The 14,749-nt window shown below is 63.2% G+C and carries 18 protein-coding genes; 8 read left to right on the forward strand and 10 right to left on the reverse strand.

The features are described from left to right. Position 1: 1 nt before the first annotated feature. Entirely contained in the window at positions 2 to 247 is a 246-nt protein-coding gene (locus ASH00_RS04425) for a hypothetical protein (RefSeq protein ID WP_056545397.1), read from the reverse strand. Between the two features lie 133 nt (positions 248 to 380). Continuing rightward, positions 381 to 1,847, reverse strand: coding sequence for a cryptochrome/photolyase family protein (locus ASH00_RS04430; protein ID WP_056545400.1), 1,467 nt, complete (start codon positions 1,845 to 1,847; stop codon positions 381 to 383). On the opposite strand from ASH00_RS04430, the gene ASH00_RS04435 reads away from it, so the two are divergent. Continuing rightward, the gene (locus ASH00_RS04435; protein WP_327019683.1) at positions 1,731 to 2,465 is read left to right on the forward strand and encodes an ATP-binding cassette domain-containing protein; all 735 of its coding nucleotides are present in this window, start codon (positions 1,731 to 1,733) and stop codon (positions 2,463 to 2,465) included. The genes ASH00_RS04430 and ASH00_RS04435 overlap by 117 nt on opposite strands. On the opposite strand, the gene ASH00_RS04440 is transcribed toward ASH00_RS04435, so the two are convergent. Both ASH00_RS04440 and ASH00_RS04445 read right to left on the reverse strand, forming a co-directional pair. Next, complete coding sequence (locus tag ASH00_RS04440; protein ID WP_056545402.1) at positions 2,462 to 3,190, reverse strand: response regulator; 729 nt, start codon at positions 3,188 to 3,190, stop codon at positions 2,462 to 2,464. The genes ASH00_RS04435 and ASH00_RS04440 overlap by 4 nt on opposite strands. Next, complete coding sequence (locus ASH00_RS04445; RefSeq protein WP_235563151.1) at positions 3,187 to 4,797, reverse strand: ATP-binding protein; 1,611 nt, start codon at positions 4,795 to 4,797, stop codon at positions 3,187 to 3,189. The genes ASH00_RS04440 and ASH00_RS04445 overlap by 4 nt, the downstream gene beginning before the upstream one ends. 210 nt (positions 4,798 to 5,007) lie before the next feature. Between ASH00_RS04445 and ASH00_RS04450 the strand changes: the two genes are divergently transcribed. Genes ASH00_RS04450 through ASH00_RS04465 form a run of 4 tightly spaced genes read left to right on the forward strand, consistent with a single transcriptional unit; the run spans position 5,008 to position 8,501 of the window. Beyond that, entirely contained in the window at positions 5,008 to 6,006 is a 999-nt protein-coding gene (locus ASH00_RS04450; protein ID WP_082565878.1) for a Bug family tripartite tricarboxylate transporter substrate binding protein, read from the forward strand. Positions 6,007 to 6,011: 5 nt separating this feature from the next. Beyond that, positions 6,012 to 6,560: a tripartite tricarboxylate transporter TctB family protein gene (locus ASH00_RS04455; protein ID WP_056545404.1), complete on the forward strand. Its 549-nt coding sequence runs from the start codon at positions 6,012 to 6,014 to the stop codon at positions 6,558 to 6,560. Then, positions 6,553 to 8,112 (forward strand): tripartite tricarboxylate transporter permease, encoded by a 1,560-nt coding sequence (locus ASH00_RS04460; RefSeq protein ID WP_056545406.1) that lies wholly within the window; start codon positions 6,553 to 6,555, stop codon positions 8,110 to 8,112. Before ASH00_RS04455 ends, ASH00_RS04460 begins: the two co-directional genes overlap by 8 nt. Beyond that, the gene (locus tag ASH00_RS04465; protein WP_056545408.1) at positions 8,109 to 8,501 is read left to right on the forward strand and encodes a universal stress protein; all 393 of its coding nucleotides are present in this window, start codon (positions 8,109 to 8,111) and stop codon (positions 8,499 to 8,501) included. The genes ASH00_RS04460 and ASH00_RS04465 overlap by 4 nt, the downstream gene beginning before the upstream one ends. A 60-nt stretch (positions 8,502 to 8,561) precedes the next feature. Here the strand turns inward: ASH00_RS04465 and ASH00_RS04470 are convergent, their stop codons facing one another. The 4 genes from ASH00_RS04470 to ASH00_RS04485 form a co-directional block, all read right to left on the reverse strand. Continuing rightward, positions 8,562 to 9,062: an SRPBCC family protein gene (locus tag ASH00_RS04470; protein ID WP_056545410.1), complete on the reverse strand. Its 501-nt coding sequence runs from the start codon at positions 9,060 to 9,062 to the stop codon at positions 8,562 to 8,564. Between the two features lie 24 nt (positions 9,063 to 9,086). Continuing rightward, entirely contained in the window at positions 9,087 to 9,422 is a 336-nt protein-coding gene (locus ASH00_RS04475) for an ArsR/SmtB family transcription factor (RefSeq protein ID WP_056545413.1), read from the reverse strand. 63 nt (positions 9,423 to 9,485) lie between these two features. After that, complete coding sequence (locus ASH00_RS04480) at positions 9,486 to 10,028, reverse strand: dihydrofolate reductase family protein (RefSeq protein WP_056546645.1); 543 nt, start codon at positions 10,026 to 10,028, stop codon at positions 9,486 to 9,488. Positions 10,029 to 10,415: 387 nt separating this feature from the next. Next, positions 10,416 to 10,973 carry a TetR/AcrR family transcriptional regulator gene (locus ASH00_RS04485; protein WP_056545414.1) on the reverse strand — a complete coding sequence of 186 codons (558 nt, stop codon included), beginning with the start codon at positions 10,971 to 10,973 and terminating at the stop codon, positions 10,416 to 10,418. Positions 10,974 to 11,036: 63 nt separating this feature from the next. Here ASH00_RS04485 and ASH00_RS04490 point away from each other — a divergent pair, with 63 nt between their 5' ends. Next, entirely contained in the window at positions 11,037 to 12,584 is a 1,548-nt protein-coding gene (locus tag ASH00_RS04490) for an MFS transporter (RefSeq protein ID WP_056545415.1), read from the forward strand. A 70-nt stretch (positions 12,585 to 12,654) separates the two neighbouring features. Here ASH00_RS04490 and ASH00_RS04495 read toward each other — a convergent pair whose 3' ends face one another. Both ASH00_RS04495 and ASH00_RS04500 read right to left on the reverse strand, forming a co-directional pair. Then, positions 12,655 to 13,299 carry a DUF3105 domain-containing protein gene (locus ASH00_RS04495; RefSeq protein WP_056545416.1) on the reverse strand — a complete coding sequence of 215 codons (645 nt, stop codon included), beginning with the start codon at positions 13,297 to 13,299 and terminating at the stop codon, positions 12,655 to 12,657. 59 nt (positions 13,300 to 13,358) lie between these two features. Then, on the reverse strand, positions 13,359 to 14,018 hold the full coding sequence (locus ASH00_RS04500) for a DUF305 domain-containing protein (protein WP_056545417.1): 660 nt from the start codon (positions 14,016 to 14,018) through the stop codon (positions 13,359 to 13,361). 130 nt (positions 14,019 to 14,148) lie between these two features. Between ASH00_RS04500 and ASH00_RS04505 the strand changes: the two genes are divergently transcribed. Together ASH00_RS04505 and ASH00_RS04510 are read left to right on the forward strand one after the other, a co-directional pair. Next, a complete protein-coding gene (locus ASH00_RS04505) occupies positions 14,149 to 14,460 on the forward strand; it encodes a metal-sensitive transcriptional regulator (RefSeq protein ID WP_056545419.1) in 312 nt (103 codons plus the stop codon). A gap of 29 nt (positions 14,461 to 14,489) precedes the next feature. Further along, the gene (locus tag ASH00_RS04510; protein ID WP_056545421.1) at positions 14,490 to 14,714 is read left to right on the forward strand and encodes a heavy-metal-associated domain-containing protein; all 225 of its coding nucleotides are present in this window, start codon (positions 14,490 to 14,492) and stop codon (positions 14,712 to 14,714) included. Positions 14,715 to 14,749 lie beyond the last annotated feature (35 nt).

Raw genomic sequence — 14,749 nt, forward strand, 5'->3', positions numbered from 1 at the left:
GTTAGCCCCGGTGGGTGTCGGAGCCCGCGGCGTCGTTATCGCTGGTGGTGACCCGTACGGTTCCGTTCAGCTTCCAGGTTGCGCGGGGTGCGTCCGGGCCGATGTCCCGCGGCACTTCAACGGTCATGTCGATGAAGCTGTAATTGACGGCAGCGCCCTTACCGGTGAGATAGGACCACATTTCCTCGGCGAGGTCAGCCCAGTCACGGATACTGCGGTTGCTATCAACAGAGGTGTTTTCAGACATGGCGAATTTTCCTTGCGTACTTTCGGTTCTGCCTGGCGCCCTCTACCCGCCTGACCTGACAAGTCCGAGCTTAACCCGCGCCGGCCCACAAGTGAACCCTTCCGCCGGAACCTGTTCCCGCAACTTGCGCAGCTCAGGCAAGCCACCGCTCAGCCTCGGCAGCAAGCTCCTTCCGGCGCCCGGCATCCATTCGGTCAAGCAGCCGCACGCTCATGCTCGAGCGGGGGTTCCTGGCCAGCAACTCCCGGTGATCCGCCACGAACTGCCAGTACAGTGCGTCCCAGACGTGCTGCCAGTCGCCCTGAGGCAGGTCGCTCATCTTCCGCAGGTAGTTGCTGCCGCTGATGTACGGCTTTGTGGTGATCGCGTTGCCGGCTGCGAACTGGCTCATCGCGTAGACGTTCGGGACCATCACCCAGTCGTAGGCGTCGATGAACATGGCCATGAACCACTCGTACACGTCATCCGGATCGAGACGGAGGAGGATGGCCGCATTTCCGAGCACCATCAGCCGCTCGATGTGGTGCGCGTAGCCGGTGTCGAGGATGCGGCGGATGACCGTGTCCACCGGCTCTATTCCGGTGCTGGCCTCATACCAGGACTGATCCAGGTGACGGGACATCCCGAGGTGGTTACTCGTCCGCATGCGCCGCCCGTGCAGGACGTAGGATGCTCGCATGTACTCCCGCCAGCCGATGATCTGGCGGACGAATCCCTCTACGCTGGCGATCGGAGTGCCATGCCGTCTCGCGTAATCCAGAGCGATTTCGACGACGTCGGCCGGGCTCAGCAGCCCGGTATTCAGGCTCGAGCTGAGAGCTGAATGGAACAGGAATGAGTGGGTTTCGGCTATGGCATCCTCGTAGGGGCCGAACAGCTCGAAGCGTTCAGCGAGGAAAACCTCGAGGGCTTCGGCGGCCGCGTGGTGTGTGACGGGCCAGTTGAAACCGTCGGCATCGCCCGGGTTGTCTGGAAATTCTTCACGCACCCAGCTTCGGGTGGAGGCGGCGTCCTCGTCGGTTTCCCTGCTGAAGGTCGGCAGGGCAGGCACCATAAGCTTCTTCGGAAGTTTTTTCCGGTTCTCGGTATCGAAACTCCACTGCCCGCCCGCGGGCCCGCCGTCGTCATCGAGAAGGATACCCAGCCGCTTGCGCTGCCACTCGTAAAAGTTCTGCATCCGCCACCCGTTGGACGAGAAATACTGGTCCAGGTCAGCGTTGGTGCAGATAAATGATGGGCTGTCCTCCACCGTTGTCTCGATCGAGAGCTGCCGGAGCGTCCCGGTGAGGCGTTGGGCCAGCCAGTCGTCGACGACGTCGTAATAGGTACAGGAGGTCGCACCAATCCGCGTGAGCACCTCGGCGAGCGCCGCCTGGCTGGACGTTGCAGAGTCTGTCTCCACGTACTCGACTTCCCGGCCTGACTCACGCAGCCGGCGCTCAAAGGCGCGCATGCTTTTCCTGTGCAGAAGGAGCTTTTGCACGTGAAACCGGTACTGACGGAAGAACAGGTCGTCCTCCACAAGGATGTAGCACCGGGAATCCGGCGCATCCAGGTGCTCTTCGAAGAGCTGGTGCGGAAAGATCAGCTGCGCGTGCATGTCCACACAGTAGTACTGACAGTCAGGGCGGACTGCCAGAATGGGGCCATGGCATTCGACCGGCACCCCATCCGACGCCTGGAGGAGAGCCGGGACAACACCTTGCCGCGCAACGTATGGCCTGCCACGCTGCCGCCGGTTGCGCAGGTGCTCCAGGACGGACTGAACCTTGGCCGGGCAACGGTGTTTGTCGGTGAGAACGGCTCGGGGAAGTCAACGCTGATCGAGGCAATCGCTGAAGCGTACGGTCTTTCGGTCGAGGGCGGCTCCACCGGTGCACGGCATAGCACGCGGGCCTCGGAGTCCGGATTGAGCGAACACCTTCAGCTGGTCCGGAACGCCGGAACCACGCGGCGCGGCTACTTCCTGCGTGCAGAGACCATGCACGGGTTCTTCACGTACCTGGAGCAGAACCCGGGGACCCGCGGGGACGCAGCGTTCCACGACATGTCCCACGGTGAGTCCTTCCTGGAGCTCGTGGTGGACCGCTTCCGCGGGGCAGGGCTATGGGTGCTGGATGAGCCGGAATCAGCGCTCTCCTTCTCCGGCTGCCTGGCACTGGTGGACAACTGGCGCGAGTTCCTGAAAGCCCCCGACCGGTACCTGCGCCATGTCTAGCGCTGGGCACCCGTCCACACATAGAACTTCTCCGGCCTGCCCGCCGCACCGTACTTCGGCACAATGCGCGCGCTGCCCTTCGTCACGAGGTACTCGAGGTACCTCCGCGCGCTGACCCTTGCGAGCCCGAGCTGGGACGCAACCTCGGACGCAGAGAAGCCGACGCCGGAGGTCCGGAGCGCACCGATCACGGATTCAAGGGTGGGCTGGGACAAGCCTTTCGGCAATGAGCCCGTCAGCATCGGAGGCGGCGTCTGCGGAGTCCTCGCCGGCGTCGCGGAGAGCAACCTGTCGATGCGGTCCTGATCCAGGGGACCGGCTGAAACGGAGCTGTGCTCCGCGATGCTCGCGCGGTGCTGAACGTAGTCGTCCAGCCGCTGCATCAGGACCTTCGAGTTGAATGGCTTGACGAGGTAATGAAGTACCCCGCCAGCCATTGCCGCACGCACCGTTTCCAGTTCCCGGGCGGCTGTGATGGCAATGATGTCCACCGGGTCACCGGGGATGGTGCGGGCGGCCCGCAGCACGTCGATTCCGGACATGTCCGGCAAATGAATATCGAGCAGCATCAGCTCCGGCTTCATTTCATGCACCTTCTCAAGCGCCTCGCCGCCGGAATTTGCCACGCCAACGACGTCGAAGCCTCCGTGCGCAAGCAGGAACCCTGAGTGCACACCGGCAATCTCCTGATCGTCGTCGACGACCAGCGTTCGAATCAGGCTCACGGAGCGAGCACCCCGGTGGCGTGAGGTTCCACTGAGCTCGGAAAGTTCTGCTCCGGCGGAACAGGCGCCGGGCCGAGCGTCACTGCAATGTGAGCGCCGCCCAGCACCGACTCCGTGAGCGTCACGCTGCCCGCGCGGCGCTCTGCAACGCGTTGCACGAGCGCCAGCCCGAAGCCGCGCGAACTTGTGCCTGCGACGTCCTTGGTTGAGAACCCCGTTGCAAACACCTGCGAGCGCAGGTGTTCGGGGATCCCGGGGCCGTCGTCGGACACCGCTATGGAACAGCCACCGGCGTCAGAGGTGAGCCGGACGTGGATTGTCCCGTTGGAACCGACGGCGTCGACGGCGTTATCGATGAGGTTCCCCAACACCGTTACCGGATCCGTGGTGCCGTCCGCCTCGAAGGCCGAAGCCTCGTCCACGATCAAACTGATGCCCTTTTCGGCGCAGATGGTGGTCTTGGCCATGAGGAGACTTGCGGTGTCCGGATCGCTGACACCGGGCGAGAAGTCTCCAGACACGACCGACCCGCCATGACCTGATCGGGAAATGAAATCCACCGCCTTGTCTGTGCGGCCAAGCTCGAGCAAACCCGAGATGACGTGCATCTTATTTGCGAACTCATGCGCCTGGCTGCGGAGGGCTTGCGTGACATCACGCGCACCATCCAGGTCCAGCAGCAGCTGGTGGAGTTCCGTGCGGTCGCGCAGCACCAGCACGCTTCCCACGCGGCGACCGCCAACGACGGCGTCGCTTGAGCGCGCGAGGAGCACCCGTTCACCCACCAGAACGGTCTCATCGGCGTCCCCTGCCGAACCGAACATGCCGGCCAGGGCGGGTTCCAGGACGGCGCTTGCCGGCTGCCCCTTCACCTCATCTCCCAGCTCGAGCAACCGCTTGGCTTCGTCATTGAGCACGGCAAGCCGTCCGCGTTCATCAACCGCGACCACCCCTTCACCGATGCCGTGCAGCATGGCGTCACGGGTCTCGAGCAGCGCTGCGATTTCTTCCGGTTCGAGCCTGTAGATGCGGCGCCAGACCAGCCGTGAGATCCAGATCGATCCAGCGGTTCCGGCAAGGGCAGCCACGATGAGCCAGGCGAGGAGCACAGGCAGGTCTTCCTGCAGATCCGCCGCGAGAGTTGACTCCAGGGTGCCCACGGAGGCCGTCCCGATCACGGTGCCGTCCTCCCCCCTGATGGGAACCTTCACGCGCCAGGACTCGCCGAGTGTTCCGGTCTGCGTGCCCACGAAAGTTTCACCGGACAGCGGGACGGATGGATCAGTGGACACCATCTGACCGATCATTTCCGGGTTCGGGTGTGAATACCGGATTCCGACGTCGTCAGTCACCACCACATACGTGACTCCAGTGGCCTGCGTGGTGAGTTCAGCAATGGGTTGGATGACCGCGCTGGGATCCTCGTCGTCGAACGCGGCCACGACGGACGGTAACTGGGCGATTGATTGCGCCACTCCGACCATGCGGCCCTGGTAGGCATCGCGAATCTGCTGTTCCTGCATCCGGACGGCAACCGTGCCGGCCACCAGCACAATGATCAGCACAATCAGCAGCTGCAGGAAGAACAGCTGTGATCTAAGCGACATTGACCGGATCATCCTTCCATTCTCGCATGATCGGGTGTATGGAACCGGCGGAAAGCCAACGCTGGATCCGGAACTTTCTCATGACCATAAAGACCACTACGCACGTTGTGACCGTATGGTTCCCGCGCGGCTCTTCCCTTCCTACGCTGGACCGGAACGTGTGGTGAGGCGCATCACATGTCGGTATTGAACGTAGGAAGGTTCCACCCAATGAAGCTCGAGAGCACAATGAAGCGCTTGTCGGCTGTAGGCGCCATCGGCGTCGCATCTGTCCTTGCCCTGTCCGCCTGCGGCAGCACGTCCGGCGGCACGGAAGCCGAGTCCGGAATCGACCGGCTCAACATCATCGTCCCTGCCGATCCGGGTGGCGGTTGGGATCAGACCGGCCGTGCCATGCAGAAGGATCTGCAGGATAACGACCTGGTGGGCAACGCTTCGGTAGTGAACGTCGGCGGCGCGGGCGGCACTAACGGCCTTGCGCAGCTGGCCACCGAGCAGGACCCCAACACACTCATGGTGATGGGCTACGTCATGGTCGGCGCCGTCGAAACCAATGCAGCCCAAACGCGTATCGAAGACACCACGCCCATTGCGCGGCTGACTGAAGAACCGCTGGTCGTCGTCGTGCCGGCCGATTCACCGTTCCAGAGCATCGACGATCTCCTCTCCGCAGTCGAGAAGGACGGTCAGGGCGTTTCCATCACCGGCGGATCAGCGGGCGGCGCGGACCACATCCTCGCCGGCCAGATGCTGAAAGAGGCCGGCATCGCCCCCGATAGCCTCAACTACATTCCCTACTCCGGTGGCGGTGAGTCGCTCGCTGCGCTGCTCGGTAACAAGGTGTCTGCCGGCATCTCAGGCGTCGGCGAGTACGCCGAACAGGTGAAGGCCGGCAAGCTGCGTGCACTCGCAGTGTCTGGTGCAGAGCCCGCAGCGCTGTTGCCGGACGTTCCCACCCTGACGGATGAGGGCGTGGACCTGGTGCTGACCAACTGGCGCGGCGTTGTGGCCCCGGGAACCATCGACGAAGCCAAGGCAGCCGAGCTGACCGAACTGGTCACTGAAATGTCCGAGACCGAAGCCTGGCAGACCACGCTTGAAACCAACGCCTGGGACGACGCCTTCCTCGCCGGCGAGGAGTTCGACGCCTTCCTGACCGAAGATATCGCCGCCGTAAAGACCACGCTGACCGAGATCGGTCTGCTGTAACGGCGATGAGCTCTTCAATCAACGAGGCGCCGGGCGGGAGCGGCACCAAAGCCGCGACCGCCCGGCCCCTCGGCGAACTGGTCTTCGCGGGAATGATCGTCGGCGTCGGCGTCGTCGGTTTCATTGCCGGCGCGCAGATTCCCATCCCGCCGTCCGCCGGCGTTGTTGGCCCCCGTGTCTTCCCGTTCATCGTCTCCGGCATCATGGTGGCCATCGGCATCGGGCTGGTCATCCAACTCCTTCGCGGACACACCGGTGCTGCCGAGGAAGGCGAAGACATTGACCCCAACGTGAAGACCGACTGGCTCACCGTCGGCAAGCTCGTCGGGTTCCTCGCCATTCACATCGCACTCATTGTTCCGCTCGGCTGGCCGGTAGCGGCCGCCGTCCTCTTTTTCGGTGCCGCGTGGTCCCTCGGTGCCAAGCCGTGGTGGCGCAACGCAATCATCGCCGTCGTTCTCGCGCTGATCCTCCAGTTCGTGTTCGCGGGACTTCTCGGGGTCTCGCTGCCGGCCGGTTTCCTCCTGGAAGGAGTTGAAATCTTCAATGGATAATTTCATGGCATTGCTTGAGGGTTTCAGCGTTGCGATGCAGCCGATGTACCTGCTGTACGCGCTCGGCGGTGTGCTGGTGGGTACCGCTGTAGGCGTCCTGCCGGGCATCGGCCCGGCCATGACCGTGGCACTGCTCATGCCCATCACGTACAGCCTTGACCCGACGGCGGCCATCATCGTCTTCGCGGGCATCTACTACGGCGGCATGTACGGCGGCTCCACAACCTCGATCCTCCTGAACACACCCGGCGAATCAGCCTCCATCGTCACAGCCCTCGAGGGCAACAAGATGGCCAAGGCCGGCAGGGGTGCGGCGGCACTGGCGACGGCTGCGATCGGCTCGTTCATTGCCGGCACCGTCGCCACCGTGCTGCTGAGCTTCGTTGCACCCTATGTCGCTGAATTCGCCGTGCAGATCGGGCCCACCGAGTACGTGGCGCTCATGATCGTTGCGTTCCTGACCGTCGGGGCATTGCTCGGTGCCTCCGTGCTGCGGGGGCTCGCGTCGCTGGCGCTGGGCCTGTTCATCGCCCTGATCGGCGTCGACGCACTGACCGCCCAACAGCGGTACACCTTCGGCAACCCGTTCCTGGCGGACGGTATCGACGTCGTTCTTGTCGCCGTTGCACTCTTCGCGGTCGGTGAGGCGCTCTACGTCGCGTCCCGCCTCCGCCACGGTCCCGTCAAGGTGATTCCCGTGGCCGGGCGCTGGACCAACTGGATGCGCAAGGAGGACTGGAAGCGGTCCTGGAAGCCCTGGCTTCGTGGAACGTTCATCGGCTTCCCAGTGGGAACCATTCCCGCCGGCGGTGCGGACGTCGCAACCTTCCTGTCCTACGCCTCCGAGCGGAAGCTCGCGAAGGGCGAGCGGAAGAAGCAGTTCGGCAAGGGCGCCATCGAGGGCGTCGCCGGTCCCGAGTCCGCCAACAACGCGGCCGCGGCCGGTGTCCTGGTTCCGCTGCTGACGCTTGGCATTCCGACGACGGCCACCGCAGCCATGATGCTCGTCGCATTCCAGCGCTACAACATCCAGCCCGGACCCCTCCTGTTCGAGGTTGAGGGTGCACTGGTGTGGGCGCTGATTGCGAGCCTCTACGTGGGCAACCTGATGCTGCTGGTCCTGAACCTGCCACTCGTGGGTATCTGGGTCAAGATCCTGCAGATCCCCCGGCCCTACCTCTACTCCGGAATCATGGTCTTCGCTGCGATGGGCGCCTTCTCAGTGAACTTCACCCCGGTGGACGTGTTTGTCCTGCTGGTCATCGGCGTACTCGGATTCTTCATGCGCCGCTACGGCTATCCGATCGCCCCGATGGTGGTGGGTCTCATCCTGGGTCCGATCTTCGAGGATCAGCTCCGGCGTTCGCTTGCCATCTCGCAGGGTGATCCGACCGCACTGGTCAGCACACCGATCGCCGCGACCATCTACGCGGTGCTCATTGTCATCTTTGCCCTCTCCTTCTGGTTGAAGAAGCGGCAGAAGGCCATGGAGTCCGAGGTAGCTGATGAAACCCCGGTTGCCACCGTCGAGCTGAAAGAGGGCGGAAAATGAGTGCTGTTGTACTCGGTTACGTGCCGAATGCGCTGGGTGACGCCGCCGCGAAAGCCGCGGTTGACGAGGCTCGCCAACGCGGCGCGACACTCGTGGTGGTCAACACCACCCGCGCGGACCGCCTGGTGGACCCGACCTACGCCGACGACGACGACATGTCCCGCCTGCAGGACACGCTGCGGACTTCCGGAGTGGACTTCACCGTCCATCACGGAACGTCGAAGGACACGGCCGCGGAGGACGTGCTGGAGGCGGCTGTTCGCCATGCCGCCGAACTCATCGTCATCGGGCTGCGTCACCGAACACCGGTGGGCAAGCTCATCATGGGTTCCACAGCGCAGTCGATCCTGTTGGGCGCCGCGTGCAACGTGCTCGCAGTGAAGGCCTGACTGCTGACAGGTTAATGGCCCCGGTGGAGACATCCACCGGGGCCATTGCATTCTTCCGCCTCAGACGCTGGCCCGCTCTCCCAGGATCTCGTCGATCTGGCCCATTGCCTCCTTGAGCCCCTCCTCCATGCCCATCTCGATCATCTGCTGCAATTGCTCGGCGCTCTCGAAGCTGGATGCCACCGTCATCCGTGTGCGGCCCGCTTCAACCTCCTCCAGGATGACGACGGCGTGGGTCTCCCCCATTTCGCCCGTGGGGGCACCGGACTCATCGGCAAAGCCGTCGTTGAACTCCAGCCGCCGGGGCGAGTCAATCGCGGTGAACTTCCACCAGCCGCGGCTCTTCTCCCCTTCCGGGCCCGTCATGAAATAGCTTGACGAGCCGCCCTCGCGGAACTCGTGCTTGTCGAACGTGGCCGGCCACGTCGGCGGGCCCCACCAACGCTCGAGCTGGCGTGGATCCTCCCAGATCTGCCAGACGCGTTCGACGGCGGCGTCAAACTCCGCGACGATCGTGAGACTGAGCGCCTCGAGGTCCTTTTCGGTACTGATGACAGCCATGATGCTTACCTTTCCTGATATCGACTACTCATCCTCTGCGAGGATTTCGGTGATCCGGTCGACGCGCTGCCGCCAGATCTGCTCGTACTCGTCAAGCAGCTGCCGCGCCTTCCGAACTGTTTCCCGGTTGGCACGCACCATCTGCTCCCTTCCGCGTTTCTCCTTGGTGACAAGGGACGCCTGTTCCAGCACCGCTACGTGCTTCTGCACCGCCGCGAAACTCATGGCGTAGTGCGCAGCCAGGGCTGAAACTGAGTGCTCCTCGCTGATTGCTCGGAGCACAATGCTGCGTCTCGTGCTGTCCGCGAGTGCGTGGAACAATCGGTCCACTTCAGGTTCCGAAAGCTGATCTACAACCATTTGGTTGTAGATTATTCCTCCACGGTGCAGGGGTCAAGGGGTCAAGGGGTATTGCGGCTGTTTTTAGAGGACCGTGTAACGCGTCTGCACAGCCCCGCCCATGAGCGCCCTCACGTCATCCAGTTGGAGTCGCACATCCGCCGGGAGTTCGCCGAACAGCGGCTTCCCTTCGCCAATAAGCACGGGAACGCGCGTGAGGGTGATGGTTCGGATCAAACCAGCGGCAAGGAAGGTGCGCACAGTTCTGCCGCCGTCCACATAGACGTTGCGGGCGCCGTCGTCATCCAGCAGCGCAGTGGCCTCGCCGAGTGAGCGCACAATCCGGATACGGGGGTCATCGGTTTCGAGCGTGGTACTCAACACGAGCACCGGTGTATCGCCGTAGAACCACTCCCCCATCCCCTGCACCACGTCATAGGTGCTCCTTCCCATCACCAGGTGGTCGACCGAAGCCATGAATTCAGTGAAACCTGATACGTCCGGGTTGTTGGCCTCCCCGGCTGATGCGTCGCCTGTCAACCAATCGAGGCTATCGTCGGCCCTTGCGATCATCCCGTCGACGCTCATGCCAATGAACACATGCCCGGACCACTGCCGCTGAGTCATGGAAGCATCGTAGACCCGGCAAGTATTTCTAGGGAGCGGCGGAAGCCTCGAACGGCAGCTTTGATCCTTCCGGAAAAGGCAGAACGCCCTGAAAGGGACGAGCGTCATCCAAGCGCCGGCATCTTCCCTACCGAAGAAGATGATGCGCCCGTCAACCTCGAGCTGATCCTCGTCCGCATACTCGACGCCGGGAGAACAGCCGTCTGCCATGGCTGCAATCCGGACGGTGTCGCCGGCGGCGATGTCACCGTAGGGGCTCGGTTTCAGGACGTCCTGGACGTCGAATCGATAAGCGCGGGCAGTCGCTGTGGGACCACCGGCGGAACCAGGACCTCGCCGTCGCGCGCCGCTGCATGCGATAAGGCTAGTCCGCCAGCAGCACTGCGGCTATGACCCCGGTTGTGTATGCCCACCCTCGCGGACAATGAGGTCCACGATTGCGAGGACCTCCTTGAGGTCATCGCCGCTCTGCTGTTCGGAACCGGCGCCGGCGAAGAACGCGGCGTCGTAATACAGTCCGTCGCCGAGCAGCTTCACGGCGCGGGCAACGGCGCGGCTCCCGAGCTCGGCTTCGAGGGCACCCAGCCACTGCTCCTGAATGAGCGCGAAGGTTTCCTGTGCTTTCGGGTGGCCCTGCTGAGCGAGGCGCGCCATGGCTACGAGTGCCCGGTCCAGGGGGCTGTTCTCATACATGGAGGTACGGACGTAATAGCGCGCCGGACCTTCCGGATCCGCCGCCATTGCCTCCCGGTCCCGGGCAACGAGACCCTCGAGGCGATCAGCAAGCCCGTCAACGAGGGCCTCCTTGGATGGGAAGTGATAGAGCAGCCCACCCTTGGACACGTCAGCCGCCGCGGCCACCGATTCCATGGTGGCACTGCGCTCCCCATCGCTGATGAGGATGCTTTCGTAGCTGTCGAGAATCCGTTCGCGGGCACTGGCCATGACCTTCATCATACTGACGCCGACTCGCTTTACTGTACCGGCTGGACGGTATAGCTTAATCCCATGACTCAGTTCTACACCTCTGTCCCGGCTGCCACCCGCTCGCTCGCTGTCCCTCCGCGTGCCGGTCGCCGTGAATGGTGGGCGCTGGCGGCTCTGATGCTGCCGGTGCTGCTGGTGGCAGTGGACAATACGGTCCTGAGTTTCGCCATGCCGGAAATCTCGCTCGCGTTCAACACCAGCGGTACAACCCTGCTGTGGATCATCGACAGTTACCCGCTGGTCCTCGCCGGCTTACTGGTTGCAATGGGCAGTTTCGGCGACCGATTCGGACGGCGCCGGCTTTTGATGATCGGCGCCACCGGGTTTGCTGTCTTTTCCGTGGTTGCCGCTTTCGCCCCCACGGCCGAGTTTCTGGTGGCAGCCCGCGTTGGTCTCGGTGTGTTCGGCGCCATGCTGATGCCGTCAACGCTCTCCCTCATCCGAAACATCTTCCTCGACCGGAACCAGCGCCGCCTTGCTGTCGCGGTCTGGGCAGCCGGTTTTTCGGCGGGTGCTGCCCTCGGTCCGCTGGTGGGCGGCGCACTCCTGGAGCATTTCTGGTGGGGCTCGGTGTTCCTGTTGGCTGTTCCCGTACTCCTGGTCCTTCTCGTTGTTACGCCCCTGCTGGTTCCGGAGTCAGCGGATCCCAACCCGGGCCGCGTCGACTACCTGAGCATCGTGCTCTCCGTCAGCACCATGCTGCCCATCGTCTTCGCTATCAAGACCTTCGCGAAAGGCGGCTCGGCAGCCGTTGTTGCTGCCGCCGTCGTCGTTGGTCTTGCCGCGGGTACCGCGTTTGTCCGCCGCCAGTTGAGGCGGCAGAATCCCATGCTCGATGTGCGCCTCTTCACCGTGCGGCCGTTCACCGGTGCGGTGCTGGTGAACCTGCTCGCAATATTCTCGCTGGTCGGGTTTCTCTACTTCGTGTCCCAGCATCTGCAGCTGGTGCTCGGGCTCAGTCCGCTGGAGGCCGGCGCGGTCCTGGTGCCCGGCCTGGTCATGACGATTGTTGCGGGACTCGCCGTCGTGCCGCTGGTCCGGAAAGTTGCACCACATGTGGTGGTGCCGGCCGCCCTGCTGCTTTCGGCGGGAGCATATGCGTTCGTCGCGCTGCTGAGCCAGGGCGGATCGATCGGCGCCTTGCTTGCGGCCTTCGTGCTGCTCGGCGCGGGCGTGGGTGCATCCGAGACGGTGTCGAACGACCTGATCCTGTCCAGCGTGCCGGCAGCGAAAGCGGGCGCAGCGTCAGCCATCTCGGAGACTGCCTACGAGGTCGGCTCCGTCTTCGGCACCGCGCTCCTCGGCAGCATCCTGCTCGCTTCCTACCAGGAGCACCTGAGGCTTCCTGCCGGGCTGAGTCCCCAACAGGGGACGACGGCGACAGAAACGCTGGGCGGCGCCATCAACGTCGCGTCGGAACTGCCTTCGGAGACCGGGGCGCTCCTGTTGGAGTCGGCGTTCCACGCGTTCGACAGCGGCGTTGTTCTTACGTCAGGAATCGGCGCGGTTCTCATGCTCGCCGCATCTGGCCTAGCCTTCTGGAGCCTGCGTAAGCCGTCCGCCGCCTGAGCCTCATTAAGCAGGACACGCCCCCTATCCCGAGGGATAAGGGGCGTGTCATGCTCATTCAACGTAAGGATTATGCGGAGGGGTCAAGCGCTCCGCTGCAGGCCGCACCCGGCTCGCGGGTCTGCTCCCCCTGGATGTACTTGGTGAGGAAGGCAACGAGACGCTCATCGTCAGCCGAGTCAACGCCCAGCTGAAGGCCCCAGGCGCTCGCCATGATCGGTGATTCCTGGCCTTCGTAAGGGCTCAGGAGGACGTAGCTCCGCTCCCCCACGAGATCGGTGAGGGCATCGATCTCGGACTGCTCCAGATCCGGCTGGTAGGTGATCCATACAGCGCCATGCTCAAGGGAGTGGACGGTGTTCTCATTGGGGATCGGCTCCGTGTAGATACCGCAGTTGGTCCAGATGGCGTTGTGGTCACCACCGACAGGAGGAGACTGCTCATACTCAACGGGTCCGGGGACGTGCTCGAAGGATGTCACCTCGATGGTTTCAAGACCTTCAATGGGCTGCTCGGCGAGCGCATCCAGGCGATCGTTCTCCCGCACCTGCTGCACAATTACGATGGTGACAGCGACGATGATGGCGACAATCACCAGTGCAATGCCGCCGAAGATCAGGCTGTTCCGCTTCCGTTCGCTGGCCCGCTGCTGTGACTGGAGCGCCTTCAACCGTGCCTGCCGGTCCACGTTCTCCTGAGCTCGTTTCTTATTCAACGCGCTGATTTCCTTCTGTATTTGTAAGGGTTCGGGTCTAAATGTACCGGGCGGGTGGCCTAGAGCTGCGCCAGGAGCTTTTCCATCTCCACGATCTCAATCTGTTGGCCGGCCGCCATCTTGCGGGCGAGCTCGCGGAGTTCCGGGTCCTCCGCCAAATCCACTCCCGCCTGGGCCATGTCCACACCGGCTATGTGGTGGTCAATCATGAGCTCGAGGTACAGCCGCTCAGCGTCCTCGCCGGTGGCTTCGGCGAGCGCCTGCATTTCTTCGGGCGTTGCCATGCCGGGCATCAGAGTGCCCGCGGCGGCGTCATCCTCGCCTTCGGCGCCTGTGCCGCCATCGGCATGTGCGGTGTGTCCGCTGCCTGCCATCCACGCCATCCGATCCGCGTCACTGCTTTGCGGCAGCCCCCATTCCTCCAGCCAGGCGTACATCTGGCCCACCTGGTGCTGCTGGGTCATGGCGATGTCATACGCAATAGTGCGGATGACGACGTCGTCAGTCTGGTCACGCACGATGCGCGACATCTCCACGGCCTGGGAATGGTGGACCTGCATGTCACGCGCGAATCCAGCGTCCGCACTGTTGGTTCCCGGCGTCTCAGGAGCTGCCGCCACCCTGCCTGCGGTGAAGGCAAGGGCAAATAGGGCGGCCACCGCTATGAGGCCGAGAAGGAGGAGGACGCGCTTCTGCCACGCCTCAAGGTTGAGGGTCATGAGGGGTTGCCTTTCGTGTCTTGTTATCTAACGTAGGGCACCGGGCGAATCGTTCCCAACCCATACCCCCTAGGGGTACTTGACCCATACCCCCGGCGGGTATATGTTGGAGTGACAACCGGGAGGAATCATGACGCAGACAACAACGGAACACGGTTACACCGCTGACAAGGAGGCATACCTCCTCAGGCTTAAGCGCATTGAGGGACAGGTGCGTGGAATTGCGCGGATGGTGGAGGAGGACAAGTACTGCATTGACGTCCTCACCCAGGTTTCCGCCGTGAACAAGGCACTGCATGCGGTCAGCATCGGGCTCCTTGAAGAGCACATTGCTCACTGCGTCGTCGGTGCCGCCAATGAGTCACAGGCGTCCGGAGACCCCCGGGCAGTTAACGAAAAAGTTCAGGAGGCAACAGCGGCCATCAGCCGACTGTTGCGGTAATTCCTGCATATCACCGAAGGAGAACAATCATGAGCACCACAACAGTCAGCATCTCGGGCATGACCTGCGGCCACTGCGTTGACTCAGTCAGCGAGGAGATCTCCGCCATCGAGGGCGTCCAGAACGTCTCCGTTGAGCTGAACAAGGGTGGAATTTCCACCGCAACCGTCACCTCAGAGGGTGACATCGACTCAGAGCAGATCGGCGAAGCCGTAGCGGAAGCCGGCTACGTCGTCGTTTCCAACGACGCGTAGTAGATCTCCGGCGAAAAGCCGGCCTGGAAGGACCA

Source organism: Arthrobacter sp. Soil782 (assembly GCF_001428435.1).
Taxonomy (GTDB): Bacteria; Actinomycetota; Actinomycetes; order Actinomycetales; family Micrococcaceae; genus Arthrobacter_D; species Arthrobacter_D parietis.

Excerpts from the sequence above, each read along its gene's own strand:
- ASH00_RS04445 (WP_235563151.1), bottom strand. The coding sequence starts at position 4,797 with ATGTCGCTTAGATCACAGCTGTTCTTCCTGCAGCTGCTGATTGTGCTG.
- ASH00_RS04505 (WP_056545419.1), top strand. The coding sequence starts at position 14,149 with ATGACGCAGACAACAACGGAACACGGTTACACCGCTGACAAGGAGGCA.
- ASH00_RS04475 (WP_056545413.1), bottom strand. The coding sequence starts at position 9,422 with ATGGTTGTAGATCAGCTTTCGGAACCTGAAGTGGACCGATTGTTCCAC.
- ASH00_RS04450 (WP_082565878.1), top strand. The coding sequence starts at position 5,008 with ATGAAGCTCGAGAGCACAATGAAGCGCTTGTCGGCTGTAGGCGCCATC.
- ASH00_RS04425 (WP_056545397.1), bottom strand. The coding sequence starts at position 247 with ATGTCTGAAAACACCTCTGTTGATAGCAACCGCAGTATCCGTGACTGG.
- ASH00_RS04460 (WP_056545406.1), top strand. The coding sequence starts at position 6,553 with ATGGATAATTTCATGGCATTGCTTGAGGGTTTCAGCGTTGCGATGCAG.
- ASH00_RS04500 (WP_056545417.1), bottom strand. The coding sequence starts at position 14,018 with ATGACCCTCAACCTTGAGGCGTGGCAGAAGCGCGTCCTCCTCCTTCTC.
- ASH00_RS04455 (WP_056545404.1), top strand. The coding sequence starts at position 6,012 with ATGAGCTCTTCAATCAACGAGGCGCCGGGCGGGAGCGGCACCAAAGCC.
- ASH00_RS04430 (WP_056545400.1), bottom strand. The coding sequence starts at position 1,847 with ATGCACGCGCAGCTGATCTTTCCGCACCAGCTCTTCGAAGAGCACCTG.
- ASH00_RS04510 (WP_056545421.1), top strand. The coding sequence starts at position 14,490 with ATGAGCACCACAACAGTCAGCATCTCGGGCATGACCTGCGGCCACTGC.
- ASH00_RS04480 (WP_056546645.1), bottom strand. The coding sequence starts at position 10,028 with ATGACTCAGCGGCAGTGGTCCGGGCATGTGTTCATTGGCATGAGCGTC.
- ASH00_RS04490 (WP_056545415.1), top strand. The coding sequence starts at position 11,037 with ATGACTCAGTTCTACACCTCTGTCCCGGCTGCCACCCGCTCGCTCGCT.
- ASH00_RS04485 (WP_056545414.1), bottom strand. The coding sequence starts at position 10,973 with ATGGCCAGTGCCCGCGAACGGATTCTCGACAGCTACGAAAGCATCCTC.
- ASH00_RS04470 (WP_056545410.1), bottom strand. The coding sequence starts at position 9,062 with ATGGCTGTCATCAGTACCGAAAAGGACCTCGAGGCGCTCAGTCTCACG.
- ASH00_RS04465 (WP_056545408.1), top strand. The coding sequence starts at position 8,109 with ATGAGTGCTGTTGTACTCGGTTACGTGCCGAATGCGCTGGGTGACGCC.